We start from the raw sequence: 25510 nt of genomic DNA on the forward strand, positions 1-25510 counted from the left end.
ATAAGCAAGGAGGAACAGTTCCATGGAATATAATAACGGAAATTATAACAAGTATATGTCAAAAAATATACTCAAGCGAAAAATGCTTTCAAAATTCACAGATAAGATAATTTTCTTCATCAAGAAGGCTGTGTCTGAATGTGAACAGAGATCAGCCGGCAAAAATGAAAAGCTGCGTATACTTGACGCTGGATGTGGTGAAGGATTTTTATCTGGTTATATGCACGATGAGCTTGGCAATCAGGTTGATATAACAGGTCTTGAATATACATCCGAGGCTCTTAAAATAGCAAAAGAGCGAAATAAGGATATTAACTTCATACAGGGCGATATTATGGATATGCCGTTTGAAGATAATTCCTTTGATATTGTTGTCTGCACAGAAGTACTTGAGCATCTGCATGATCCGGCAAAAGCACTTTCGCAACTGCTCCGTGTTTCAAAGGGTGTGCTGATAATCTCTGTTCCAAACGAACCTTGGTTTTGTCTTGGAAATCTGCTGGCACTGAAAAATGTAACACGTCTTGGAAATCCGATTGATCATATAAACCATTGGACCTACTCCAAATTTGCCTCATTCTTGAAAAAAAATTCAAACAAGAAATGGTATATGGATAAGAGTTTCCCATGGACCATAGCCAGATGCAGAGCGTTTAGATGAAAGACAGTAATGATAACAATAAAAAAAGCCTGAAAAGGATAATCCGCTATGGATGCGGCGGCGTTGCAACTACCTTGCTCAACATCTTTTTGTACCAGTTTTTCCTGCTCTTTCTTGATTACAGGATCAGCAATATTATCTCAATTGTTCTATCAAAAATATTTGCATATACAGTAAATAAACACTTTGTCTTTCATTCAAAATGCAGGAACATGAGAGAGCTTTTATCAGAGATATTCCGATTCATTGTTATGCGTGGTGCCACCGGGCTTATTGATTATTTCGGACTTATAGCAGCAGTCGAGATATTCGGTATGAACAAGATATGGTCTAAATACCTGATACAGCTGATTGTAATTATCCTGAACTACATTCTTGGAAAAAAAGCTGTTTTTATTACAACTGACGAGACTAAGAAGTGAATGGGACTTCAAATCTGAACTAAGTATGTTCGATTTGAAGTCTTTTTGCTTATATATATCAGATTCTCGGGTTCTAGTAAATGAACGCTTTTATCTGATTGAAGAGTATAATTACTTCAAACATTTCAAAACTATAATGTTCTGTAATTTTAAGCGAATAACAGATATCATATTATGGTGTATGATAAGATCATAAAAACGGGAAAACTCCGAAAATTAACACAGAAAGGAAGGATTTATCATGAAAAAATAAGTCAATCCCAAATTCTGTGTAAACGAAGAATAGTGTAATAAAAGAGTGTATTTTATGGTTATTATTGAGACGCCCACTTTTGAAAAAAGGGCTTCTCCGTCAGAGGAACCTTTCCTCAGAAAGGTTTCCCCCATAATTAACTGTAAGCTTCTATATAAGTGTTGCGGTTATGAGGAGCTGTTTTTATCTTTTCAGATAATACTCATGCACCAGACTTCTGAGCCCTAAGCTGCGGATATCCTCATATCTGACATTGAACCGTGATTTGGTGCGCTTTCCGCTGACAAGGTAACGGACGCAGTCCTGAGCAAAGTTGTCGATGATTCTTAGACTTGTATCAGTATTTATAACCGAGAAAAACCACTTGTTCCACGTAAGGTCGCTATTTTCGGAGCATTCAAAAAGCTTGCTGTTGAATATGCGTATAAAGGCAAGAGCAGCCTTTTCGCCGCTGAGCTCGTTGCGCTGCCTCCAGCGCTGTAGGGCTCTGGTCTTGCGGCGCATTTTGTTCTTCATCTTTTCAACAGAAGCAGGAGCGATGTCGATAACTCCGCTTTTGTACGAAAAGCCGAGAAATGTCCAGCCCTCATCGGGAGTGCAGAAGCTTTCCTTTTTCGGATTTATATCCAGTCCCCGTTTGGTGATAAAGCTGCGGAGAAAGTCTGCGTATTCCCTGCATTTTTCCTCAGTTTCCGCGAAGAGTATCACATCGTCGGAGTACCGCCCGTAGGGGATATTCTTTTCTGCAAAAGTTCGGTCAAGCTCCATAAGGTAAAGGTCGGCGTAAAAGGCGGACAGGGGAGTACCTGCCATTATGCCCTTTTCCTCAATAATGACCTTGTTTCCGTCTATAACTCGGGGTTCGGTGAGCAGACTGCTGAGAAAAGCATAGAGCTCCTCATCGTCAGAAAGAACCTCTTTCAGCATAGGCAGCAGTCTTGCTACGGGAACAGAGTTGAAATAGTTGCTTATATCCGCCTTGTAGGAATACATTTCGCTGATATGGGGAGTCCTCGTCAGCTGACGAATGGCGTCCTTTGCCGTTTTATTGGGACGGAATGAGTATAGTCCTGTGCTGAAAATCTCGTCGTATTTTCTCAGGAGCAGATAGGTCAGCAGCTTCAAAACCATGTTTTCGGCGTCGGGATAGGTATAGACCACGCGCTTTTTCTGAGTATCCTGCTTGCTGATGACGGACTTCCGAGGCAGGGGAAAGGTTTCACCGTTCATTATCTTCTGACATACAGGGATGTATTTTTCGCTGTCGATAAAGCTGCGGAGCTCCTTGATCAGCTGACTGCCGCCGATAAGCGAGGATTTGTATTTATAAAAGCTTTCCCAGCATTCACGCTGAGAAAGCTTACTGAGTAATGACATATAATATCTCCTTGAAAATGGAAAAACAGAAAGAGAAATCGTTAAATCCAAGAAAATTCTTGGATGTACAAGACCGTACACGGTTCGGCTGCCTGCGAAGCTCTGTGCTGAACCGTGCCTGATCCGCCGCAGGCGCAAAGCGTTCTCTTTCTGTTTTTTTCGGTTTATAGCCCGAGGGCGTTGCTGGCACGGTGTTTCACGTACTCTCTGGTGTTCCACCAGCCGTCATAGTCGTAGTAAAAACGAAGATAGGGTATACCCTCTGCCTTGCAGTCGGCGCGGAGCTTGTATACTGAGCTCTTCCTTGAAAGAAGCTCCACCACAAGCGCCTTTTTATCGCCGTTCCAGAAGGTAAACACGGTAGTCCTGCCGCCGTTTACGTCAACTGATTCTATGTGATAGTTAGGGAAATCGCTTCGGAATACATGGTCGAAGTATTCCTTGTAGGTGCCGTTGAAGTTATACTGATTCTCGTCGAGGGGCATAACAGGTCCCCATGAAAAGCCTGAAGGACCTGTCTTACGGTCAGTTTCGATGACTTCCGCATTGTCGTTTCCGTAGGTGGTCTCGGTCTTGGTCTCCTCGTTTTCGTGCAGGTTTACAGACTCCTGCTTGATAGCGTTGGCAACGTCCTTGATAAGTCCTCCCAGCTCGGAATTTTCACCGAGAAGCTTTGAAAACAGTCCCATAATATAGTCCTCCTTTGGCATTAAGCTAAATTTATATCCTTATTTTAACATATAGGCAGAGCAGCTTCAATCTGCATTTTTACTAAAATTTTCAGGAGCTCATTGTTTGCTTTGAACAAATGCAGAATTTGTCAGCCAAAAGGACATAAAACAAGCCCTCTCTTGCTATTTCAGCAGGAGAGGGCTTTAAAACAGCGCTCATAAATTGTCGTTATCTCCGAGAACATCAAAATGACGGCTGTAGCGCTTGGGGATATTTATTCCCACAAGATAGCCTATAGAGTGCAGAAAATCAGAGATGACTGCAAAGCCGTCCTTATAGAAGGCTTCAATGCGCTTATCCTTGAATGGTATGTTTTTGTAGTCGGGCGGACAAACAAATGTCCAGTCAGCTCCGCTTCGATCAAGGACTATGCAGAAGAATTTGTCTATATCCGTATCCTTGAATCCTGTATTAAGGAGAAGTACATGGTGCTCGACGGCTTCGTCGACCTGACTCATCACAGCTGTTTTGCCGTCAAATGAAATAAGGACAAGGAGGGGCTCATCTGCTGCCATTGCCCTTGTCACGGCTTCTGCTGACGGGTATTTTATTATATTCATGGGATATCCTTTCATTTTGGGTGAAAAACAAGTATTATAGATATATTATATCATTGAAGCGCCATAAATGCAAGAGAAAAACGCAAAAGCTCATGTATATCAAAAGGGACGGCAGCAGCCGTCCCTTGATATATATATCTTTCTTTGTTCGTGTTTTTATTTATTCTTTTGGTAATTTGGAACTCTCAAGTACTTCGTCGAGCATTGCCTTGACCTCTGCGTAATCAATACCGCAGCCGTCAGAGCCGTAAGGCCACCATTCGCCGTTTTCAAATTCATAGTAGTATACCAGCATATGACCGTATTTGTGTATATAGTAGTTTGAATATTTGAGCTTTCCGTCTTTATCTATATATTTTCTTAAAATATTATATTCTACAGCCCAGTCCTGAGCTTCTATGTCAGTTGGAACAGGCATTACCATATCAAGAAACGGATCGAGCTTCTCCTTGGAGAAAGTGTTAAGGGCTGCGAAGTCATGGGTTTTAGGCGAAGCGATAAGCTTATCGTTCTTATCCCAGATATAGACGCCCGTTTTTGCGGAAAGGAAAACATCTCTTCGGTCTTCAGGCTCATCATTTTCTTCCGAAACTGTTGCGGGCTCGGTATTTTCAGGTATCTGCTGTTCCTGACGCTCATCAGGTGCGGCAGTTGTTTGCTGCTCTTGCTTTTCGGTTGTTGGCTGAACGTCCTCGTGTTTTTCTGTGTTATTTTTGTTCTCGGTCTCATGCTTGGGTTTGTCAGCATACTTTGCATCATTTTTGCCGCTTAAAACGTCATTGAGCGCAGCGTCAAACTCTTTGACATCAATGGAAAAATTCACAGGGAACTGCGGTATTGAATCGCCGTTGGCGATGACATACGCACAGAGGCTGACAGAACCGTTATTCGTGATAAAATAGGTCTCTCTGCGTTCTGTATCGTCACCTGTCTTATAGTAACGCACAATGGTGTAATCTGCTTCGCTGTTTTCATTATCGGTTGAGTCGCCTTTTTTCAGCATATGCATGAAATCATTTTCGAGGAAGCCTTCAAGAGCTTTTCTTGTTGACTCTTTTTCAGGTTTTACTATTTCACTGCTGCCGGTCTTTTCAAGGTACAGCTCGGCATATAAGAACTCTCCGTCGAAATACTTCATCAGGTCTCTCTGTGACAGATATTCGCCCTTATCGGACACGTTTTGGCTGAGTATATCCTTTACGCCTGCGTCAAATGCTGCATAATCGATTTTATAAATATGGCTTTCGATATAGTTATAATCAAAGTAACCGTTGTTTGGCTGACACTTTTGCACTATATAATACACTGTTTCATTATCAAGAACAACTACAGAGTAATTAATATCAGCTTTATTCCAGGTGATAATATATCCTTCGCCCTCATATTTATAGAAATCGGGGATATCTATCGGCTCGACATCTGTGCCTTCACCCCAGTCAAGAGAGTTCATGAACTTTGCGAGTCTGTCATAGGTAGCGCTTGAATAATCTTCATAATCATCAAATGAGATCTCCTCGTGAAGGATACTTAAACTTAAATTCGCTTTTCCCATATCACCGAATGGTGAGACCTTACTGTTTTCTTCATTAGTGAACTGTGTTATTTCTTCTGCTTCCGTAGAAATGGTACTATTATCTGTCTCAGATGATTTCTGCGGCTTATTCTTGTTAAGGAGCAGACCTGTAGCGCCTATGCCTGTTACAAGCACAGCTCCTGCTGCGAGAGTGCTTACCATGCGCAGCATACGATGTGATGTCTCAATGCGTTCAGTGCCGCTGACTACTTCGATATATCCGTCTTCACTTGTTTTTGTCTCTTCTTTTTTGGTGTTTGGCTTTATGGCAGAAATAATATTTTTGAATGTAGAATGTTTCATTTTCTTCTCCTCCTCATATTGAGCTATGCGGCGGTGTACATTCTCGATCATCTCTTCATGTTTCAACATATTCAAAACCCTCCGTTTCAAGCTGTGATCTGAGTGATTTACGAGCACGGTAAAGGATAGATTCCAGACTGCGCAGACTCTTTTTCATTATCTTTGCAGCCTCTTTGTTGCTGAATCCTTCAAAATAAATGAGCCATAGCACCTGCTGATATTTCTGTGGCAGCTTTCGCATTGCCTTGTGCACTGTTATCTGCTGCTCTTTTTTGATGTAGGCTTCTTCGACAGCAGCCTCATCGTCTGTCAGTTCAGGTGTATCATCAATAGAAACACAGTTCTTTTTTGAATATTTGCGAAGATGATCTATCGCAATATTTCTGCCTATGGCGTAGAGCCATGTCTTAAAGGAGCTTTTTTCCTTATACTTCGGCTTTTTTGTGCCGAGCAGGACAAAAGTGTCTTCCGTAAGCTCTTCCGCCGTCTGAACGTTTCCGACTATGCTTGCCAGGTACAGTATCAGACCGTCGCTGTATTCTATTATGATCTCATCTAATCCTTGTACATCACCATTGTCAAGAAAACGGCGGTAGCTACTTGCACCGTTGTCCATAGACTTACTCCTTTCTGAAAGCCTGTTCCTGAGCTTTCACTTATTAGACGGGATGAGAAGAAAAAACTACGCGCTTATTTCTGCAATTTTTTGTAAAAATCCAAACTTTGTGCAGTTTGCAGTAATAAGCGCTTGCGTCTTTGTTGATTATGCTGTGATTCAGTCTCTTTTGAAAAGGTCACGGGTGTAGACCTTTTCTGCAACATCGTCGAGGACGCTGCTGTATCTGTTTGCGACTATGCAGCTGCACATCTTCTTGAATTTTTTCAGGTCGTTGACTACCAGCGAGCCGAAGAAGGTACTGCCGTTTTCGAGGGTAGGCTCGTATATGACTACAGTAGCTCCCTTAGCCTTGATGCGCTTCATAACGCCCTGAATAGAGGACTGACGGAAGTTATCGCTGTTGGATTTCATAGTAAGACGATAGATGCCCACAACAACGTTTTTTTCCATGCTGCTGTCGAACTGATTATTTGACATATAGCTGTAGCCGCCTGCCATTTCGAGCACTCTGTCGGCGATGAAGTCCTTTCGCGTCCTGTTGCTCTCAACGATAGCCGTCATCATATTCTGAGGTACGTTCTGATAGTTTGCAAGGAGCTGTTTTGTGTCCTTGGGCAGGCAGTAGCCGCCGTATCCGAAGGACGGGTTGTTGTAGTAGTCTCCCACACGGGGATCAAGGCAGACTCCCTTTATAATATGTGCGGTGTTGAGATTCTTGACCTCTGCATAGGTGTCAAGCTCGTTAAAGTATGACACGCGGAGAGCAAGATAGGTGTTCACGAAAAGCTTTGTAGCCTCAGCCTCTGTGGTAGCCATGAAAAGCACGGGGATATCCGTCTTTACAGCGCCCTGCTGAAGCATAGCCGCAAAGGTCTCTGCGGACTCCTTGTTTGCCTCGTCAAAGCCCACTATGATACGGCTCGGGTAGAGGTTATCATAGAGAGCCTTTGATTCACGGAGAAATTCGGGGCTGAATATGATATTGTCCATGCCCAGCTTCTCGCGCACCTGCATGGTGTAGCCCACAGGGATAGTTGATTTTATAACGACAGTGGGCTTTTTCTTATGGTCAGCCGTGACTTTTTTTATGAGCTCAAGGACTGCTTCAACAGCGGAGCAGTCAAAGAAATTAGTCTTGGGATCGTAGTTTGTGGGAGCGGCAACGATGATAAAATCTGCGTCCTTATAGGCGGCTTCGCCGTCGGTTGTAGCTCTGAGGGAGAGCTTACGCTCCTCATGCTCGGCGAGGTATTTCTCGATATAATCGTCCTGTATGGGACTTGTCCAGTTATTGAGCTTTTCCACCTTTTCGGGGATTATATCCACAGCGGTAACGTCGTGGTGCTGAGAGAGCAGTACAGCAAGGGAAAGTCCGACGTAGCCTGTTCCTGCAACGGCTACCTTTTTTCGCGGGACAGTCATGACCTCTGCCGAGTCCTCAACAAAGAGGTCGGTGTAGTCAAAGCCCAGAACCTCGGACAGCGCAAGGAGCTGGTCTACAGAGGGGCTGTAATCGGCGGCTTCGAGCCTTGTGAACATGGTTCGGTTTATGCCTGTCTTTTCAGACAGGGCAGTCTGTGACATACCTGCGGCTTTTCTTCTGGCGATGACTGTTTCCGCAAGCTTCTCCAATGATAAATGTTTCATGATATCTCTCCTATATAATGTCGTTTTTGATGACAATTTGTTGTATTAGTATATGCATATATTATATCAAATGTTAATAGTAAAGTCAATATTGTGCTTGGAATATATTTTTGTATAAAACATACAAAAACACGCTTGAAAAATCTTGGATTTTTTTCGTGAAATAGGTGAGAGTTTCTGCATTTTCAAACGTCTAATAGGTGAAAGCCATGCAGCATTGGCTGATTTTTGGCTTTATTACTTAATTATTTATGAAATATATTGCAATTTCCCATGATATGTATTATACTGATAGCAAGAACAGATATACAGGGGAGAGAGGTGGTAATTCTGGATTATACTATCAGCATTACAAACAAATGCAATCTTAAATGCAGTTACTGCTATGAAAGACACCTTAACACGGAATACGGCTGTATAAACGATGAAACCCGTGATAAAATTGCTGATTACATAAAAAGTCAGAACAATGCAGGTACAGTTTATCTTTTCGGCGGCGAACCCCTTCTCTATAAGGATACGGTGAAATTCTACTGTGAGAACCTTACTGCGAAAGAGTTTGTCATCACCACCAACGGAACTCTCCTTGACGAGGACTTCATCAAATGGTGCGCTGAGAGAAAAATAATCATCAATATGTCTCACGACGGCATAAAATGTACCGACAGAGGCGCTGATACGGCGCTCCTTGACGCTAATCTGAAATTACTGCTGAAATATCAGCCCGAGACTCTTGTCCAGCTTGTCTATACGGAGCAGACTCTTCCCGAGCTGTACGATAATATCATGTACCTGAAAAACATGGGCGTGAAAAAGGTCTCTGCGGCTATGGACGCATTCCTCGTTCCCGACGACGCCGACAGCTTCGGCGATATAATGAGGGAGCAGTGGCGCAAAATAGCGGAGATACCCGACCTTTTCGTGTACGAGCTGGCTGTAAAAAAGAAGAATATCAGGGAAAACAAGAGAAGTCTCTGCGAGATATGCAAAAAGAAGATTTTCATAAACTGGGACGGAAGCTTTTATCCCTGCGTTCAGTTCCAGAACATACCCGAATACCGCTGCGGCGATGTTTTCGTGGGGATACAGGCTGAAAAAGCAAGAAAAGAGCACCCCGACTATTCAATGGTCTCGGAGCGGTGCAGGGGCTGTGAGATAGCGGAATACTGCCGAAACTCATGCGCCTGCCGAAAAATGGCAACAACAGGCACGGTAAGGGATATTTCCGAAGCCGCCTGCATGGAGGAACAGGTGCATATACTGACCGCACTTGAAATTATCGCTAAAGAAAATGGAGGTAATAAGATATGAGAAAGTTTACGAAAGAGATATCGTCACTTTTAGCTGCTGTAACTGTCAGCGCTACAGTGAACGCGACTTATGTTTCCTCGGAAGAGAACATACAGCTGTCAGGTCAGATGACAATGTCTGACGCCGACTATGCAGAGATGCCTGAGACGGCAGGCGTAATGGCTCTTCCTGATGAAGAGGATCCCCCTATCGTTGGAGCAGAAGCTCCCTATGATATTGTTACAAAGCCGCCGGTAACTACTACCACAATAGTGGGTACTTCTATTGCAGAGCCTGTAACGACTACTATACCTCCTCTTATGGGAGATATAGCACCTGAAACTACTACAACAGTCACAACTCTTCCGCCTCTGGCAGGCACTATGACTGCTCCGAGAACGACGACCACCACTACTACTATTCCTTCTTTTGCAGGAGGAATGATGGGACCTTCGACAACAACTGCTGAGGAAATACCGCCGTTCATGGGAACGATGACTGCCGCGACCACTACTACGATAGTGACTACAACCACCACATCTGAGGAGGAGATCCCGCCGCTTATGGGCGAGATGGCCGATATTCCGGGTGATGCAAATGGTGACTTTGAGTTCAATGTTGCGGATATCATCACACTTCAGAGATATATCCTGCATATGCCCGATGCAAAGATATATGACTGGTATCAGGCTGATATGTGTAAGGACGGAGAGATAAACATCTTCGACCTTGTAGTCATGAGACGCGAGCTCTTGAAGCAGATGAGATATGACGCTGAAAGAGTGTTTGACAAATAATAAAGGCAATAGAACAAGCTCCGACTGTATTTGCGATGTACAGTCGGAGCGTTTTTTTGAAAAAAGCACAAAATATGTCTTGAAATTACCATTATACAATGATATAATGAGTAAAAGCCATATGGCTGCAAAAAAATAATATAAACGGCAGGTGATAACAATGAAACTTAATAAACTTGCGGCTGCTCTTATAGCGGCTGTAACAGCTTTTGTTCCATTTTCCACAACATTTTCAGTATCGTCTGAGCCCTCAGCTGTGTATGCGGCGGACTATACCTCGAATCTCAAACCCGTAAAGGTCAATGCAACGACCTTTCCAGATCCGAATTTCAGGTCGTATATCTCCAGCGCCTTTGATAAGGATAAAAACGGCACCTTAGACGCAGATGAGCTTCTTGTTGCAAGAAACATCTGGTGCAACAACATGAATATCAAGTCCTTGCAGGGTATAGAGTATATCACGGAGCTCCGCGGACTTTACTGCATGGATAACCAGATATCCACCATGGACCTCAGTAAGAATCAGCAGATAACAGGCATATGGTGCTCGGGAAATCTCTTTACCTCGCTGGATTTCTCATCAACTCCGACGTTGCAGTGGGTATACTGCTATGACTGTAAGCTGACCTCGCTGAACGTTGCGCAGAATCCCGAGATGTCCTATATCGAGTGCAACTCAAATCCGCTGAAAAAGATAGACGTAAGCCACAACCCCGTGCTGGAGCACCTTATGTGCGGAGACTGTGAGCTGACAGAGCTTGACCTCAGCCATAATCCACGAATGCAGCACCTTGACGCGTTCAGAAATAAATTCAAGACGCTGGACGTTACCTGCTGTCCGCTGATGAAAAGGCTTGATGTATGGGATAACCCGGATTTAGGAAGTATCGACGTCAGCAAGTGCCCGGGACTGCAATACTATAACTGCTCCAACAATAACGCCACAAGCGTTGATGTCAGCCATAATCCAGAGCTTAACAAGCTCATATGCTCATATAATAAGCTTAAAAGTATTGATGTATCAAAAAATCCCAAGCTTGCCTACCTTGACTGTATGCAGAACGAGCTGACAGGTCTCGACCTGTCACACAATCCGAATCTGCGCTTTTTGCAGGCTTTCATAAACGAGTTTACCGAGCTTGATATCGGCTACAATCCGTTCCTCATAAAGACTCACAACGAGGGAAAGGATGAGGATATCTGGAACTACGGCAAATTCCACGCATGGAAGATAGATTACGGCGGAGATACCTCCACAGGCGGAGACAATATCTTCTTCATCGCCTTTGATAACAAAGTAAAGCTTGATAAAACTCCAAAGGCTGCTGCTGTTGAATATGCTTCCGACGATGACAACATAACAGATACAAGTCAGCTCATAACCCGTGAAGCAGCTGTGCAGACTCTCTATGAAATGGCAGGAAAGCCAAGCGTAAGCGGCTTGAAGTCAAGATTCAAGGACGTAGAGCACGGCGCATGGTATGAGAACGCCCTTCTCTGGGGCGAGAAGAACTCCATGTTCTTCGGTTATCCGAATGTTCTTTCAGATACCTTCGGCGTTGGCAAATGGGTGACAAGAGAGGACGCAGCTCTTATGCTCATGAGATATTCTGAATACAAGAATTATGAGCGAGCTATCGATTTCGGAAGAAGCGACGATTTCATGGATTATTTCGATGTTGACTTCGACCACTGGGAGGCTATATGCTGGGCTTGCACATGGCATATCATGGAAGGCAAGGGCGAGGAAGGCGCTCCAAAGGAAGAACGCCGTCTTGATCCAAAGGGAAAGGCTACACGCACAGAGTACACCGAGATGATAAACAGAATGCTGGAGGTAAACAAGACCTCGGCAGAATTTACTATCCCTGAAAATCCCAAGACTACTGTAACTACTGCGCCACCTGTAACAACTACAGCTGCGACAACTACCACAAGACCTGTAAAGCCCGAGATAACAGCAGATTATTCGCTTGGCGACGTCAATAACGACAAGGCGGTAAATGCAGTTGACGCTTCAACAGTCCTGACCTATTATGCAATGAACTCAACCAATAAAAAGGGCGACCTCAGCGACAAGCAGATGACAGCGGCTGACGTTGACCGCGACGGTAATATAAATGCCGTTGACGCTTCTTATATCCTGTCTTATTACGCTTACGTATCTACCGCTAAGGCAAAGGTCGAAACAATGGAAAACTTCATGAAGCAGCAATAAAAATCAGCGATACACTATAACCGCAATACTTATATAAAAGTTTATATTTATTTATCGGGGGAAACCTTTCTGAGGAAAGGTTCTCCCCCATCCCCCCTTCCAAAGACTTTTAGCTGATTTTTTCTATAATAGAGCCCCTCTGTAGTCGTACAGAGGGGCAAGTTATTTTTGGGGCTCTATTATAGAAAAAATGAAATAACGGTCTTGAAACAGATACGAGAAAACCCCTTTTTCAAAAGGGGTTCTCTCAATAATAAACATAAATTTTCTGTATAAGTATTATGATAATGTGTATCGCTGATTTTTATTATCTCTTAGGCTTACTGCTGCCTGTATTTCTGTTTTTATTGATGTTTTTGTTCTGTAACTGAGCGTCTGTCATCTTCGGAGCAGGTAAAATGCTTCTGTTCGGAGCAACGAACTTGGTATACTTCTTGTTGGTCTTCATATCGTTGATGATGAAGCCCAGCATATTTGCCTCGAAGAACTCAATTCTGCTCATTGCAGAGTCGATATCGGCAGAAGATGTTTCCTTGTATCTTACAACCATTATCATACCCGATACCTTCTTTGCGATTTCAACTGCGTCGGTGAAGAAGTTTACGGCAGGTGTATCGATAATGATGTATGTGTACTTTTCCTCAAGCTTTTCGAGGAGCTTATCCATATTCTCGGAAGCTACCAGCTCTGACGGGTTAGCTACAGCGTCGCCTGCGGAGAGGATATCCAGCTTATCCATAAAGGTCTTCTTTATGCATTTGTCAAGGTCGGAAATATTGGTAAGAGCGTTTGCAAGACCTTTTTTCTCGCTTATGCGGAATATCTCGTGCTGAACAGGATTTCTCAGGTCAGCGTCGATAAGGAGCACCTTGTTGCCGCCCTGTGCAAGGGTAATAGCGATATTTGCAGCAGTAACGGATTTTCCCTCGAATGGCTCTGCTGATGAAACAGAGATGATCTTCTTGTCATAAGATGAAAGTGAGTAGATTATACTTGTACGGATAGCCTTGTAATTCTCAACAACAGTAAATGGAACGTATTTGTTGAAGAGGCTGACAAAGCGGCTTTTCTTTTCGCCGCTTCTGAACTTGGTCTTGAAGTGTCCGACCTCACCGATAACGGCTGTGTTGTATCTGTTGCTGAGAGTATTTACGTTTCTTACAGAATCGTCAAAGAAGTCCATTAAGAATACGAGGAGCAGTGAAATGAGTATGCCTGCTACCATACCGAGAGCAGTATTCTTGACCTTGTTAGGGGAAACAGGGACATCGTTGTACTTTGCCCATGTCATATACTTGGCAATACACTCGCTTCCGATAGCCTTCTGGAGGTACTGGTCGGAGTATACTGCGAAGTAGTTGCATATAGCAACGGATACCTCGGGATCCTTGGTTATTACCTTGAGCTTGAGAACGAGAGTATCGGGAACGCTCTCGATAAAGATAGTGCTGCGGAGCTCATCGGCAGGGATATTGTGTTCCTTGTCGATAGTGAAAACAGGTTTTATCCTGTCCTCGCCGAATCTTTTTATAAGCTCGCTGCTCATATCCTGCATAACGAGGTCGTCATTGAGAACCTCGATATAAGTATTTGTGAGCTGTTTCAGGTTGTTTACGTCGTTTCCTTTTTCGCTTGCAGAGCTGCCGTTCTTGACAATGGCAGCACTGCTCTGGACATAAAGGTTAAGGTGTGCTTCGTACTTTGGTGTGATGAAATACTTGGATACGCAGAAAGCAATTATACCGCCGCAAAGGGCGAAAAGGATTATAAGCCATAATCTTCTGAAGATCAGCGAAAAGATCTCCTTAAAATCAATTACGTTTTTTTCATCATTCCTCATGGTTTCAGCCTTTCTAAAAAGTGGATTTTTTCAGCTTTCAATGATATTTCATCAGCTTTTTCTCAAGCCAAGTATTATATCACATATCTTTTCAACTATCTCCTCGCTGAGGTCAGCATACAGCGGAAGTGTGAGCACGCGCTTGCTGACATGGAGGGCAACGGGAGTCTGGTTTACATCGTACTTTCCGTGGAAGCATTCAAATGTATTGGAAATGGGGTAGAAATACTTTCTTGCATTTATGCCGTTTTCAGCAAGAGCCTTGAATACCTCGTTTCTTGTTGCTCCGAAGAGCTTTTCGTCGAACACAACAGGGAAATATCCATAATTTGGCTTAACGTCCTTCTGGGGCTTGCAGAGCTTGATGCCGTTGACGTTTTCGAGGCGGCTTCTGTAAAGCTCTGTGACCTTGCGCCTCTTTTCGATCTCCTCGTCGATATGTCTCAGGTTGCATATACCCATAGCAGCCTGAAACTCGTTCATCTTGGCGTTTCCGCCGATGTATGCAACGTCCTCGGGACCATGTATGCCGAAGTTCTTCATATCGTTGAGCTTCTGAACGAGACTGTCATCCTTGAAGCAGAGTGCACCGCCCTCGATAGTATTGAATACCTTTGTAGCGTGGAAGCTGAACATTGAAGCGTTTCCGAAGCGGGCAGCGCTTTCGCCCTTATATGTAACTCCGAAAGCGTGAGCAGCGTCGTATATTACTTTGAGGTCGTACTTGTCGGCTATCTTCTGTATCCTTTCAACGTCGCAGAGATTGCCGTATACATGAACAGGAACTATAGCACAGGTACTGTCTGTGATGAGCCTTTCGATAAGTTCTGTATTTATGGTGTAGTCTGTATCGTTGATATCGCAGAATACGGGAGTAAGTCCGTTTCTTACGATAGCGTGTGTAGTTGAAGCAAATGTAAAGGGCGTAGTTATTACCTCGCCGCCCTTTGGCAGGTTCATAGCAGCGATTATATTTTCCAGAGCAAGGTGTCCGTTGGTATAAAGTGTAACGTGAGGAACGTCGAATCTTTCCTCAAGCTCTTTCTGGAGCTGCATATGCTTTTCGCCCATATTTGTGAGCCAGTGGCTGTCCCACATACCTTTTATCTCGTTGCAGTATTCCTCAAAATCGGGCATTGAGGATCTGGTAACCAAAATATTATCATTCATTTCCTTTTATCTCCATATATTCCTCTTTAAGAATAGAATACAGATACATATCTATATATTCGCCATGCTTGAACACAGCTCTGCGCTTAACGCCTTCTTTTACGAAGCCGCAGTTCTCATACAGCTTTGCTGAAACAGCATTTGAAGCCAGACAAGCAAGCTCTATTCTGTGAAGATTAAGATTTATAAATGCGTGGTGAAGAAGTTCCTTTACAGCAAAGGTGCCGATACCCTTGCCGCGCTGTGCGATATCGCCGATCATCAGGTGAAGCTCGGCGCACTGATTGAACTGATCTATATTTGTAAGACTGATAAGACCGTAAAGCACATCGTCGTTTTCGTCAACGATAGAGCATCTCACGTTCCTTGCCCGTGATCTCATATAATTCTCGAACCATTCCTCGTCAACTCTCAGGTTGATGTATCTGTAGGGTGCGCCGAGATGTCCTATCAGCTCGGGATCGTTTCTCCATGAGTTTATTGTGGCAAGGTCCCTGCTTTCCAATTCGCGGAGTTTATACATTGTTTATCGCCTCGATTACATATTTGATTTCGTTGTGTGAATACCTCTGATCGCAGGGCAGAGGGAGTATGTTTTCTGCCATGTCGTATTCTGCATCTGATTCAGTGCAGTTTTCAAGTACATTAGGCCATAATGTGGGGATATATATCTTCATATCCTGTAGTTTCTTTCTTATGGCCTTGCCGTTTTCGATATACAGCGGATACATGAAAGCTCCGGCAGGGATATTTAGCTCCAGCTTATTTACGGAAGCGAAAGCCTCATGATAGGTCCTGAAGTTTTCCGTTCTTTTCCTTTCGATAAGACCGTAGTCTATCCCGTGGAGGATATTCTCCGTAAGCCGTGACATTCTCTTGACAGGCTCGTCGAAGAACATATCGTTGTTTGCGGCATATTCACCGTAAAACTCGGAGGCTGTTCTCTCGAATCTGCCAAGAAGGAAATTCATTCTTCCGAAGGATTCGTCAACAGGGAGCTGTCTGTCAAGCTTGGCGTCGGTGTAAAGTATGGCTCCGTCGGCGACTCCGAAGAATTTTCGGCAGGTATAGACAGTATCTATGCCCTTTACAGGGCTGTGGAAATATGCCTGCGCATTGTCAAGAATTATCCTGTCGTATTTTTTCTTCAGCGACATGATATATTCGTCTGTGAGCTGACCGTAGTAATTCACCACGTACAGCCATTCATCCTCATCTAAAGTGATATCCTCCATTTTCAGGTCACTGCCTATGGAGTAATATCTCACATTCAAATCATATTTGCTGAGCACCTTGTCATTTGAATCGCACATCATTTTCGGGAAGCGTACTTTTTTGATGTTTCTGCTCTCAATAAGATATGCAAAGCCGTTTCTTCCGCAGTTCAGCTTAATGCCGTCATCATACAGCATATCCGAATGAAAGGTCTCAAACTCGATGTATCCGCCTATCTCTTTCATATATTATCATTTGCTCAGTCCTGATATTCGATCTTGAGCCACTGCGACGGATCGGACATAGCCTTGTCAAGCTCCTCACGGGTGTCAAATCTCAGGAACAGGTCACCGAGAGTCATGTTAGCGCCTGTGAACGGCTTTACAACATCGCCTGCCTTAGCAGTTATCATAGTGTATTTTACGTTGTTCTTTTCTATCTCGGGATCAATGGTGATAGCCTTGAGGATACGGTCGCAGTCTGTATCGGAATGGATATCGAACTGTACCCAGTGACCGTCGCACTTGCCCTGCTCTATCTTTGTAAGAGGGAGTCCTACTGCCTTTCTTATCTCATTCTCGATAAGGTCAGCATTTTCGCCGTATGCCATATTCTGTATCTCAGCGATTCGGCAGCCGCCTCCGCGGGGAGATACCTCCATGATGTAGGGCTTGCCGTTTGCGCCTACGCAGGCTTCGATGTTATAGATACCTGTTTTCATATTGAGCAGGTCCATAAGTCTCTGGAGGTCATCATGGAGCGCCTTGTCGTCATCGGCTGACATTGTAGCAGGCCATATCAGCATAGCAGGTGTGTATGGATTAACAGCCTGCTTGTCGAAGAGCTGATCTGCAAATGGACCGAATACTATCTTTCCGTCCACTGTGAAGAAGTCTCCGTCGCTGTGGAAGCCCTTGAATGTGATGAAGTCCTCGATGATGAACTGTCCGTTGTGACCGCAGTCCAGAGCAATATCAATAGCCTCGGAAAGCTTTGCAGGATCGTCAACTCTTGTAACGCCCTTGCTGCCTGCTGAGTCAACAGGCTTTACGATAACAGGCCAGTCAAAGAAGTCGATATCATTGAAAGGCGCATTCTTGTCGCTGTAGCTCTTTGAATGAGGGCAGTTGAAGCCGTTGTCGGTAAGGAATTTACGGAAAAGTCCCTTATCCTGAAGAATTTTTACTGATTCGTATGGTCCCTGAAAGGGAAGTCCCATTTTTTCTGCTGCGTAAGCTGCCGAAGCAACGCCCGGATCGCAGGCAAATGAGATGATGCCGTCTACATTGAGCTTTTTAGCAGCTTCGAGAACAGCCTCCTTGTCGATAACGCTTACGTTGCAGTATTCATCGGAATACTTATGAGCGATATTATCGGGGAGATAATCGCAGGTAATTACGTAGCAGCCCAGCTGGTGAGCCTTTTCGATGACGGGGAGTATGAAAGCCGATCCGCCCAGTATCATAAGTTTTTTCATATTTCTTTATCCTTCTTTCGGTTTAAGAGACTTTTTATAACATCAAGCAGGTAATCAAAGCTGTCGATATGCATCAGCTTTGAGCAGATGATATATACTATAACGCCTAATGGTACCTGAATTGCCAGCATGAGCAGATAGTGGATATCCACAAGGTTGATGAGATATATAACAGCGCCCATTATAGTTGACGCGATTATCTGAGGTATCATATCCGCTACCTGTTCAAGGTAGCTGTAGCCCAGCAGCTTTTTGTTCGGCCATGCGTTGATGACCTGACTGATGATAGACGCTACAAGTACACCATATACCATAGCTTTTACAGATATGAACATTGTTGCAAGTATAGAAGCGAAATCCACGAATTTCTTGATAATTTCAAGCTTGAGGTATGTATCGCTTCTGCCGATAGCCTTTATAGCGTTTAGATTTGCGGTATGTATTGGCATGAAAGCATAGGAGATACACAGTATCCTGAGGTAAGGTATTACAGGCAGCCAATCCTCTGTCAGAACTATCCTTACTACAGGTCCTGCACAAACCATGATACCCACCATGAATGGCATGAGTATGTAGGTACCTATCTTTATGGCTCGTCTTGTCATATTTTTAACATTTTCCCTCGAATCCTGAACGCTTGACATAGACGGCAGCAGTACGCTGTCTATGGAGGAATTGAGGATACTCGTTATAAACTGAGGGAAGTACTCGCCGTAGGTATAATACGCAAGGTCCTCCTTGGAATATTTTTTTCCTATTATAAGACCTCTCAGCTTAAGGTAGATGACCTCCATGAGAGATGAAGCAAAGAGCTTCCAGCCGAAGGAGTAGAGCTGCTTCAGGCGCTGGAAAGAAAAGGCTCTTTTCGGACGCCATTTTACCGTTATCCAGAGGATACAGGTATCAATGGTAACGTTTATGAGATTCTGAGCGATGATAGCCCACAGTCCGAAGCCGAAGTACGCCATTGCGATTCCTATTACAGCGGCGGTCACAGTACCGATAAGCGTTGCAAAGAAGAATCGCTTGAACAGCATATTTTTGCTGACATATGCCTGCTGAACGTTTTTCAGTCCCGAAACAACAAGCACCAGACTCATTACCCTGATAGCAGATGTAAGCTCGGGAGCTTTATAAAACCACGCTATCAGCGGCGCTGCGAAGAACATCAGCAGATATGCCGCACCGCATATCACGCAGTTGAAGTAGAATACGGTGGAAAAGTCAAGGTCGTCGGCGTCTTTTTTCTGAATGAGAGCATTTCCCAGTCCGCTTTCGATGAATACCTGCAATACCTCGATGAATATGAGGATAAGACCGATAGTTCCCCATATCTCGGGAGCAAGCATTTTCGCAAGGATCATCTGTACAAGGAATTGCACCATCTTTGCGCCGAAGCGTTCTCCGAGTCTCCAGATTAGGTTAGTAACTACTGTGTCTCTTTTCATTTCCTGTGCACCGCCTGTATCCTATCATTCAGCTTTCTGACTGTTTTATGAGTCATAGTTCTGCATAATGCAGCAAAGCAGCGCGGCGAAGTGAGCAGAGAAGAATACTTGTCCTCGAGCACCATTATCTTGGCTTCCTCGCGGTTTATAGCCTTTTTGATAATAGATGAGTACTTTTGTTTGGTAAATTCATCTATTGACTTGAAGCCCTTGATAATGTTTTTATGCTGAGTTACTTTTTTGCTGTTGTCCGAATCCATCATAGACGACCATGAGCCGATGGAATTCAGTCTGTAGCAGGACATTATCCTCGGTATGTAGTGGATATAGCCTATCGAAGCGAAATACAGCGCCATAGGATAATCGCCGATACCCCTCATTTCAAAGGCGGGATTTTTCTCCCTGAAAGTATCGTTTCTCCACATGAGCGAGCTGAAATGGAAGTATGCTGACGGCTCTGAAAGAGCGATATCCTTGAAAGTGTAATCCTGCTCTTTGCGGGAGGGATTGAAGCTCTTTCCCGTGGATTCGCCGTTTTCGAGTATTTTCTCTGTGTTATGCACACAAAGAGAGCAGTCAGGGTGCTTTTCCATGTAATCCACCTGCATTTGCAGCTTATTTGGATCAGTCCAGTAGTCGTCGCATTCGCAGGATGCCACATACTTGGTGGTGATTTTTGGAAGTATATATCTGTCTTCGATATCTATGCCCTGCTGATATTTGTTTTCGTCCTGTAAAATGGCTTCAAACATATCAGGATACTTCTCCATATACTCCCTGATTATTTCGGGAGTACTGTCTGTTGAGCAGTCATCGTGTACAAGGACCTTGAATTTGAATGTGGTTTTTTGCTTGATAAAACCTTCAAAGGTAGTTCTGATATATTTCTCGTGGTTATATGCGAGACAAAATACCGTCACTAAACAATTATGCACTTTTTATCTCCTCAATTTCTGATTCATTGTTATATTCATAAGCGCTGTCGTCACGGCAGCATACATTTGCAAGCAGGATTATCATCCAGAATGAAGCCTGTCTGTGATTTGCGAGTGTGAATGCCTCAAGGAATATGGCAACGTACACAGGCACGACTTCCAGTTTTATATGCTTTAGATTGGAGTATATCCACGCAAGAAGTATAAAGAAGGGGAGAACTCCGTAATAATAGCACAGGGATATCCATGTTGAATGGAGCTCCTCACTGTGTCCGTATCTCGGGAAGGAGAAGCCCTCGCCGTATCCGAAAAGGAAGTACTCGGGGTGTTCCTGAGCGACATTGAGCGCTCTGTCGTTGATAAAGCTCTGGAGCACAGAATTGTTGCTGTGGAGCTTATCTGAAATACGGAAGTGAGCCCAGTCGATATGGATGATATCTGCCATAATGAGAATGATAACAGCTCCGATACCGAATATTATAATAAATAATAATGTATAGGATATACCGCCGTTATCCATAGCTTTTTTCAGTATTATCATAGCGTCGAGACCTACCAGCAGGCAGAGGGTTATGAGCATACCGCCCGACGAGGTCTGAACTATAAGCAGTGCCGCTACAAGGACGTACAGGTATTTCCATTTGTCCTTGAGCAGGAAGAGTATCGCCAGCGTGGAAACTACCGCGAATCCCATCTGGTTAGGATCGGTATAGGTTCCCATGTATCTGTATGTGCCCTCCCAGTAGGCGCCCCTGTGGAGCAGGAATATCGCCAGCTGTATCAGAAGGTTGAATTTGCATACAACTCCGAGGGCGTTCAGCCATTTCTTGTCGTACATAAAGTGCCTGAAGCACAGTATAACAATGAAGTTGAATACATAATACAGACAGGATTTCAGGAATTCACTGCCGTGATATATGAAAAAATAGATAAAGTTGATAGTAAAAACGCAGACGAGGAATAGCTCGAATATCTGATCCTCGTTTCTAAGTCCTTTTTTCCTCTCATATACCAGAAAGGCAAAGGAAAGCAGCAGGAAGAAATCGCCCAGCTGCAGGGTGCCGCTGTCAAAAAGATAAAACGGCTTTAACAGAAAATATATCAGAAAGCATATCGAAGATAAGCTGAATGATACCTTGTTATCCGTTCTGGTCATAACAATAATTCCTTATAAAACATCTTTATAGATCTTTTCCCATTCAGCAATTACAATGCTGATATCGAAATTTTTTACGGACTGCATATTCAGTGCGCCCATAGCCTTTCTGTCCGATGCAATGCAGTCTCTTAATCCCTCTGCAAATTCTGCTGAGGAAGAAGGTGAGCAAAGATGACCGCCGCCCTTTGGCACTAAGTCGGTGTTGCCGCGTATTTTCGAGACAACGCAGGGCAGACCGCAGGCCATAGCCTCCATAAGCGAGCGTGAAAGACCTTCTCTGAAAGAGGGCATTACGAAGATGTCGCAGGCTGACAAAAGCTCCTTGACATCATTCCTGTAGCCGAGAAAGTGAATATTATCCGTAAGTCCGTGCTCTGAGGCAAAGCTTTTTATCGCAGCCTCCTCCTGACCTACGCCGCACAGGAAATAATGGAGATCCTTGTTGTTTACCTCTGCCATAGCCTGTGCAATGACTATATTGTTCTTGTTTTTATTGAGCTCGCCCACCGATATAACAGCGATATCGTCGCTTCCGAGACCGAGCTCCTCACGCTTTTTAGCTCTGTGTTCTGCTATGCCGTCATAAACGGAAAGGTCTATGCCAACGCCGTGAACATAGTGTACCTCGCCGCCGTTCCTGAGCTTGAAGGTCTTGGCTATACCGAAGTCCTCCTTATTGATAGTTACAAGAACATCGGTGTACTTGGCTAAAAACTTTTCTACGGGATAGAACAGGGCGCGGTTGATGAAAGGTGCACCCTTATAGAAATGAAATCCGTGTGCCTGATAAATAACGGTCTTGATCCTGCATTTTTTTGCGGCTAATCTTCCGATTATGCCGCCTATAGGTGTATTACAGTGTATCAGGTCGAATTTTTCACGCTCCATAATGGCTTTTATCTGACGATAAGCCTTATAGTTACGAGGATCGTAGGGAGTGCGAATAAAATCGACCTGATAGATCTTTATACCGTATTTTTTTTCATCGGCTTCTCTTGCTGCGTCGTTTGGATATCCCCAGTTTCCTGCGATAGAGAACTCGATACCCAGCTTTTGTGCAGCTATCATTGCGGAATATGAGAAATTATTGACTTTTTCCGCAAGATTAAGGATATAAAGCATTTTCACTGACATTTCAGCCCCCTCAGCCCCCGAATCTGTATTCGTTCATTTTTCTGCCCTCGGGAGAAAAATAACTTCCTGCCAGCTTAAAGCCGTTCTTTACATAGAATTTATTTACAGCGTCGTTGTTTACGGCGTCTGTTTCAAGGTTTATATAGGCGTACTTATCAAAGTCCACCATACCCTTGAGGTGATCGATGAGCTTAGAGCCTATGCCCTGCTTGCCCATTTTCGGTTCAACGCATATAGAAGCAAGCTCAACGTATTTTTCTGTTTTGACTACTGAATCGCTTTTCTTAAAAGCTCCAAGCAGTCTTTTGATAAATGAAGGGTGTCTGACAGCCGCTCCCAGTGAGCAGAAAGCGAATCTAAGCAGATGATGCTTTATCAGTCCCTTGTAGAAATTCGGGTAATCATAGGAATAAGCGATAAAGCCTGCAAGTCTGCCGTTGTCCTCGGCAACTATTATGCCCGACCTTTCGTCATTCAGATAACCCTTGTACAGAGCGTCAAGAAATCCCACACCGAGCTGTGTGAGGAAGAAATCAGGAAATGCACGGGTATGGAGCTTTGAAAGCTTCCTGATGCTTTTCTCTTCTGACGCGGACATTTTTCTGATGGTGACCATCTGACAACTCCTCAATCATATTCTTTTCCTAAAACAGCAAGAACAGTTCTGACCATAGTCAGCAGCTCGCGGAAAAATGAAAAACGTTCAATGGAATTAAGGTTCCACACCATTTTTCCGGGGAGCACCTGTTCTATATAAGTTTTATCAACGTCCTCTGAAGCGCTTAAAAGCTTATATTCGTCCTTGTATCTGATAGAAGCCTCGCTTGTTATGCCTGCGGGCATAAGAAGTGTAGCGTTGAATTCGGGACGATACATTTTCACATATTTTGAAGCTTCGGGACGGGTACCCACAAAGCTCATAGTGCCCTGAAGCACATCGATGAGCTGCGGAAGCTCGTCAAGACGGAGTCCGCGGAGCATAGAGCCGACACGGGTTATTCTGTTGTCATTGCTTACGGTAACAGCTGAACCCACTCTGTCGGCATTCTGTACCATAGTACGGAATTTATGTATACGGAAACGCTTTCCGTATGTAGTTACTCTTTCCTGACGATAAAGCACAGGTCCCTTTGAATCCAGCTTTATCATTACAGCGATAATCATCATCGGTATCGCTGCTATCATCAGCAGAAAAAGTGCGGTGACGATATCAAATGCACGCTTTACTGCCAGATGTCCGCGCTTTTTCCATAATATCTCCCAATACGGTCTTACCTCTTCCGTTTTCATGAATGAAGGGAGATCTTCCCAGCGGCGCAGTATCAAAGGTAATCCTTTACTATATTTACGTAATTGCTTACTACATAGTTTTCCATTTCACCGGTAAGACAGGTGTGAAGCGGAAGTGTTATCTCGTTCTTGAAGTGCTCGTAAGCGTTAGGATAATCAGCAATATCGAAGCCCAGGTTCTTGTATGCTGTATGCATAGGAAGGGGCTTGTAGTGTACGTTTGTCGCAATGCCCTGCTCGGCCATGCGTGTGATTATCTCGTTTCTCTCCTCTAAGGATATACCCGGAACTCTTGTGATATAGAGGTGTCCCGAAGATGAGTACTCGTTGGTGTAGTGGGGGAGAGTCTCGATACCGATCTCGTGGAGAGCCTCATCGTAGTAGTTGATTATCTGATGTCTGAGGTCAAGCATACGGGGATATCTCTCAAGCTGCTTGAGTCCGATAGCAGCAGCCACATCAGTCATATTGCACTTGTACCATGTTCCGACAACATCATACTCCCAAGCGCCCAGCTGAGTCTTTGCAAGTGCATCCTTGCTCTGACCGTGGAGGCTGAAGAGCTGGAGCTGATGATATATCTCCTCATCTGAGATACCGTCGATAGGACGCCATGTAAGAGCACCGCCCTCTGCGGTAGTGAGGTTCTTTACAGCGTGGAAGCTGAAGCTTGAGAAATCAGCGATATTGCCGACATTCATATTGCGCCATTTTGCGCCGAAAGCATGAGCAGTATCAGCGCTGATAACAATACGTCCGATAGCCTCCTGTATCTTGTTCTTAGGTTTGAACAGAGACTTTTTGCTTTCTACTATCTGAAAAAGTCTTGCATAGTTGCATGGTACGCCGCCGAGGTCAACAGGAATGATTACCTTGGTCTTTTCTGTGATAGCCTTTTCGACCTGATCGTAATTGATCTCGAAGCTGTTTGGCATAGTATCTACGAGCACCAGCTTAGCACCTACATGGCATACAACAGCAGCAGTTGCAGTGTATGTATAAGCAGTTGTGATGACCTCGTCACCCTCGCCTACGCCGAGAAGTCTTAATGCCATTTCAGCACAGGCAGTCTGTGAATTAAGGCAGCAGGCTTTGTTAACGCCGATCATTTCGGCGATGTTCTTTTCAAAGCGCTTAGTCATTGGTCCTGTGGTTATCCAGCCTGATTTCAGTGCTTCACATACCTCGTGAATTTCGAGGACCGAAATATCCGGTGGTGAAAATGAAACTTTCATAATAATTCCCTCCAAAAAAATAAAAGATACAGTCACTTGCTTGATCTAATCCCAAATCAAAATCCGTTAACTATTAGTATAATCCAAACAATTAGTTACGATTCGTATTTTTCGAGTTATTATATCATATTTATATGGGGATGTCAACCCAAAAT

23 protein-coding genes are annotated in these 25510 nt (G+C 44.0%); 5 read left to right on the forward strand and 18 right to left on the reverse strand.

Annotated elements, in window-relative coordinates:
- The first annotated feature begins 22 nt into the window (after positions 1 to 22).
- Together BT105_RS04495 and BT105_RS04500 are read left to right on the forward strand one after the other, a co-directional pair.
- On the forward strand, positions 23 to 661 hold the full coding sequence (locus BT105_RS04495; protein ID WP_072299624.1) for a class I SAM-dependent methyltransferase: 639 nt from the start codon (positions 23 to 25) through the stop codon (positions 659 to 661).
- Positions 658 to 1083 carry a GtrA family protein gene (locus tag BT105_RS04500; protein ID WP_072299625.1) on the forward strand — a complete coding sequence of 142 codons (426 nt, stop codon included), beginning with the start codon at positions 658 to 660 and terminating at the stop codon, positions 1081 to 1083. Before BT105_RS04495 ends, BT105_RS04500 begins: the two co-directional genes overlap by 4 nt.
- 436 nt (positions 1084 to 1519) lie before the next feature.
- Here the strand turns inward: BT105_RS04500 and BT105_RS04505 are convergent, their stop codons facing one another.
- The 6 genes from BT105_RS04505 to BT105_RS04530 all read right to left on the reverse strand — a co-directional run bounded on the left by BT105_RS04505 (position 1520) and on the right by BT105_RS04530 (position 8147).
- The gene (locus BT105_RS04505) at positions 1520 to 2713 is read right to left on the reverse strand and encodes a reverse transcriptase/maturase family protein (RefSeq protein ID WP_072299626.1); all 1194 of its coding nucleotides are present in this window, start codon (positions 2711 to 2713) and stop codon (positions 1520 to 1522) included.
- Between the two features lie 164 nt (positions 2714 to 2877).
- Positions 2878 to 3402, reverse strand: coding sequence for a hypothetical protein (locus tag BT105_RS04510; RefSeq protein ID WP_072299627.1), 525 nt, complete (start codon positions 3400 to 3402; stop codon positions 2878 to 2880).
- Positions 3403 to 3600: 198 nt separating this feature from the next.
- Positions 3601 to 4005 carry a hypothetical protein gene (locus BT105_RS04515; protein WP_072299628.1) on the reverse strand — a complete coding sequence of 135 codons (405 nt, stop codon included), beginning with the start codon at positions 4003 to 4005 and terminating at the stop codon, positions 3601 to 3603.
- Positions 4006 to 4165: 160 nt separating this feature from the next.
- Entirely contained in the window at positions 4166 to 5950 is a 1785-nt protein-coding gene (locus BT105_RS04520; protein WP_072299629.1) for a hypothetical protein, read from the reverse strand.
- Positions 5937 to 6497, reverse strand: a complete 561-nt coding sequence (locus BT105_RS04525) for an RNA polymerase sigma factor (RefSeq protein WP_072299630.1) — start codon at positions 6495 to 6497, stop codon at positions 5937 to 5939. Before BT105_RS04525 ends, BT105_RS04520 begins: the two co-directional genes overlap by 14 nt.
- Positions 6498 to 6656: 159 nt before the next feature.
- Positions 6657 to 8147, reverse strand: coding sequence for a nucleotide sugar dehydrogenase (locus tag BT105_RS04530; protein WP_072299631.1), 1491 nt, complete (start codon positions 8145 to 8147; stop codon positions 6657 to 6659).
- A 273-nt stretch (positions 8148 to 8420) separates the two neighbouring features.
- Here BT105_RS04530 and BT105_RS04535 point away from each other — a divergent pair, with 273 nt between their 5' ends.
- The 3 genes from BT105_RS04535 to BT105_RS15250 all read left to right on the forward strand — a co-directional run bounded on the left by BT105_RS04535 (position 8421) and on the right by BT105_RS15250 (position 12452).
- Positions 8421 to 9458: a radical SAM/SPASM domain-containing protein gene (locus tag BT105_RS04535; RefSeq protein WP_081367789.1), complete on the forward strand. Its 1038-nt coding sequence runs from the start codon at positions 8421 to 8423 to the stop codon at positions 9456 to 9458.
- Positions 9455 to 10234: a dockerin type I repeat-containing protein gene (locus BT105_RS04540; protein WP_072299633.1), complete on the forward strand. Its 780-nt coding sequence runs from the start codon at positions 9455 to 9457 to the stop codon at positions 10232 to 10234. The genes BT105_RS04535 and BT105_RS04540 overlap by 4 nt, the downstream gene beginning before the upstream one ends.
- 160 nt (positions 10235 to 10394) lie before the next feature.
- Complete coding sequence (locus BT105_RS15250; protein ID WP_072299634.1) at positions 10395 to 12452, forward strand: dockerin type I domain-containing protein; 2058 nt, start codon at positions 10395 to 10397, stop codon at positions 12450 to 12452.
- 307 nt (positions 12453 to 12759) lie between these two features.
- On the opposite strand, the gene BT105_RS04550 is transcribed toward BT105_RS15250, so the two are convergent.
- From BT105_RS04550 to BT105_RS04605, 12 genes are read right to left on the reverse strand one after another with little or no spacing between them, the layout of a single operon-like run.
- Positions 12760 to 14292 (reverse strand): tyrosine-protein kinase domain-containing protein, encoded by a 1533-nt coding sequence (locus BT105_RS04550; protein WP_072299635.1) that lies wholly within the window; start codon positions 14290 to 14292, stop codon positions 12760 to 12762.
- Between the two features lie 51 nt (positions 14293 to 14343).
- The gene (locus tag BT105_RS04555; protein ID WP_072299636.1) at positions 14344 to 15462 is read right to left on the reverse strand and encodes a DegT/DnrJ/EryC1/StrS family aminotransferase; all 1119 of its coding nucleotides are present in this window, start codon (positions 15460 to 15462) and stop codon (positions 14344 to 14346) included.
- Positions 15455 to 15985 carry a GNAT family N-acetyltransferase gene (locus tag BT105_RS04560; RefSeq protein ID WP_072299637.1) on the reverse strand — a complete coding sequence of 177 codons (531 nt, stop codon included), beginning with the start codon at positions 15983 to 15985 and terminating at the stop codon, positions 15455 to 15457. The genes BT105_RS04555 and BT105_RS04560 overlap by 8 nt, the downstream gene beginning before the upstream one ends.
- Positions 15978 to 16922, reverse strand: a complete 945-nt coding sequence (locus BT105_RS04565) for an aspartate aminotransferase family protein (RefSeq protein ID WP_072299638.1) — start codon at positions 16920 to 16922, stop codon at positions 15978 to 15980. Before BT105_RS04565 ends, BT105_RS04560 begins: the two co-directional genes overlap by 8 nt.
- 14 nt (positions 16923 to 16936) lie before the next feature.
- A complete protein-coding gene (locus BT105_RS04570) occupies positions 16937 to 18154 on the reverse strand; it encodes an ATP-grasp domain-containing protein (RefSeq protein WP_072299639.1) in 1218 nt (405 codons plus the stop codon).
- Positions 18151 to 19602, reverse strand: a complete 1452-nt coding sequence (locus BT105_RS04575) for a lipopolysaccharide biosynthesis protein (protein ID WP_072299640.1) — start codon at positions 19600 to 19602, stop codon at positions 18151 to 18153. The genes BT105_RS04570 and BT105_RS04575 overlap by 4 nt, the downstream gene beginning before the upstream one ends.
- Positions 19599 to 20537, reverse strand: a complete 939-nt coding sequence (locus tag BT105_RS04580) for a glycosyltransferase (RefSeq protein ID WP_081367790.1) — start codon at positions 20535 to 20537, stop codon at positions 19599 to 19601. The genes BT105_RS04575 and BT105_RS04580 overlap by 4 nt, the downstream gene beginning before the upstream one ends.
- Complete coding sequence (locus BT105_RS04585; RefSeq protein ID WP_072299642.1) at positions 20530 to 21693, reverse strand: hypothetical protein; 1164 nt, start codon at positions 21691 to 21693, stop codon at positions 20530 to 20532. The genes BT105_RS04580 and BT105_RS04585 overlap by 8 nt, the downstream gene beginning before the upstream one ends.
- Positions 21694 to 21705: 12 nt before the next feature.
- Entirely contained in the window at positions 21706 to 22830 is a 1125-nt protein-coding gene (locus tag BT105_RS04590) for a glycosyltransferase (protein WP_072299643.1), read from the reverse strand.
- A gap of 10 nt (positions 22831 to 22840) precedes the next feature.
- Positions 22841 to 23446, reverse strand: coding sequence for a GNAT family N-acetyltransferase (locus BT105_RS04595; RefSeq protein WP_072299644.1), 606 nt, complete (start codon positions 23444 to 23446; stop codon positions 22841 to 22843).
- 11 nt (positions 23447 to 23457) lie between these two features.
- A complete protein-coding gene (locus BT105_RS04600) occupies positions 23458 to 24120 on the reverse strand; it encodes a sugar transferase (protein WP_177243927.1) in 663 nt (220 codons plus the stop codon).
- Positions 24121 to 24152: 32 nt separating this feature from the next.
- Entirely contained in the window at positions 24153 to 25355 is a 1203-nt protein-coding gene (locus BT105_RS04605; protein ID WP_072299645.1) for a DegT/DnrJ/EryC1/StrS family aminotransferase, read from the reverse strand.
- Positions 25356 to 25510 lie beyond the last annotated feature (155 nt).

The organism is Ruminococcus flavefaciens (assembly GCF_900119075.1).
GTDB lineage: Bacteria > Bacillota > Clostridia > Oscillospirales > Ruminococcaceae > Ruminococcus > Ruminococcus flavefaciens_Q.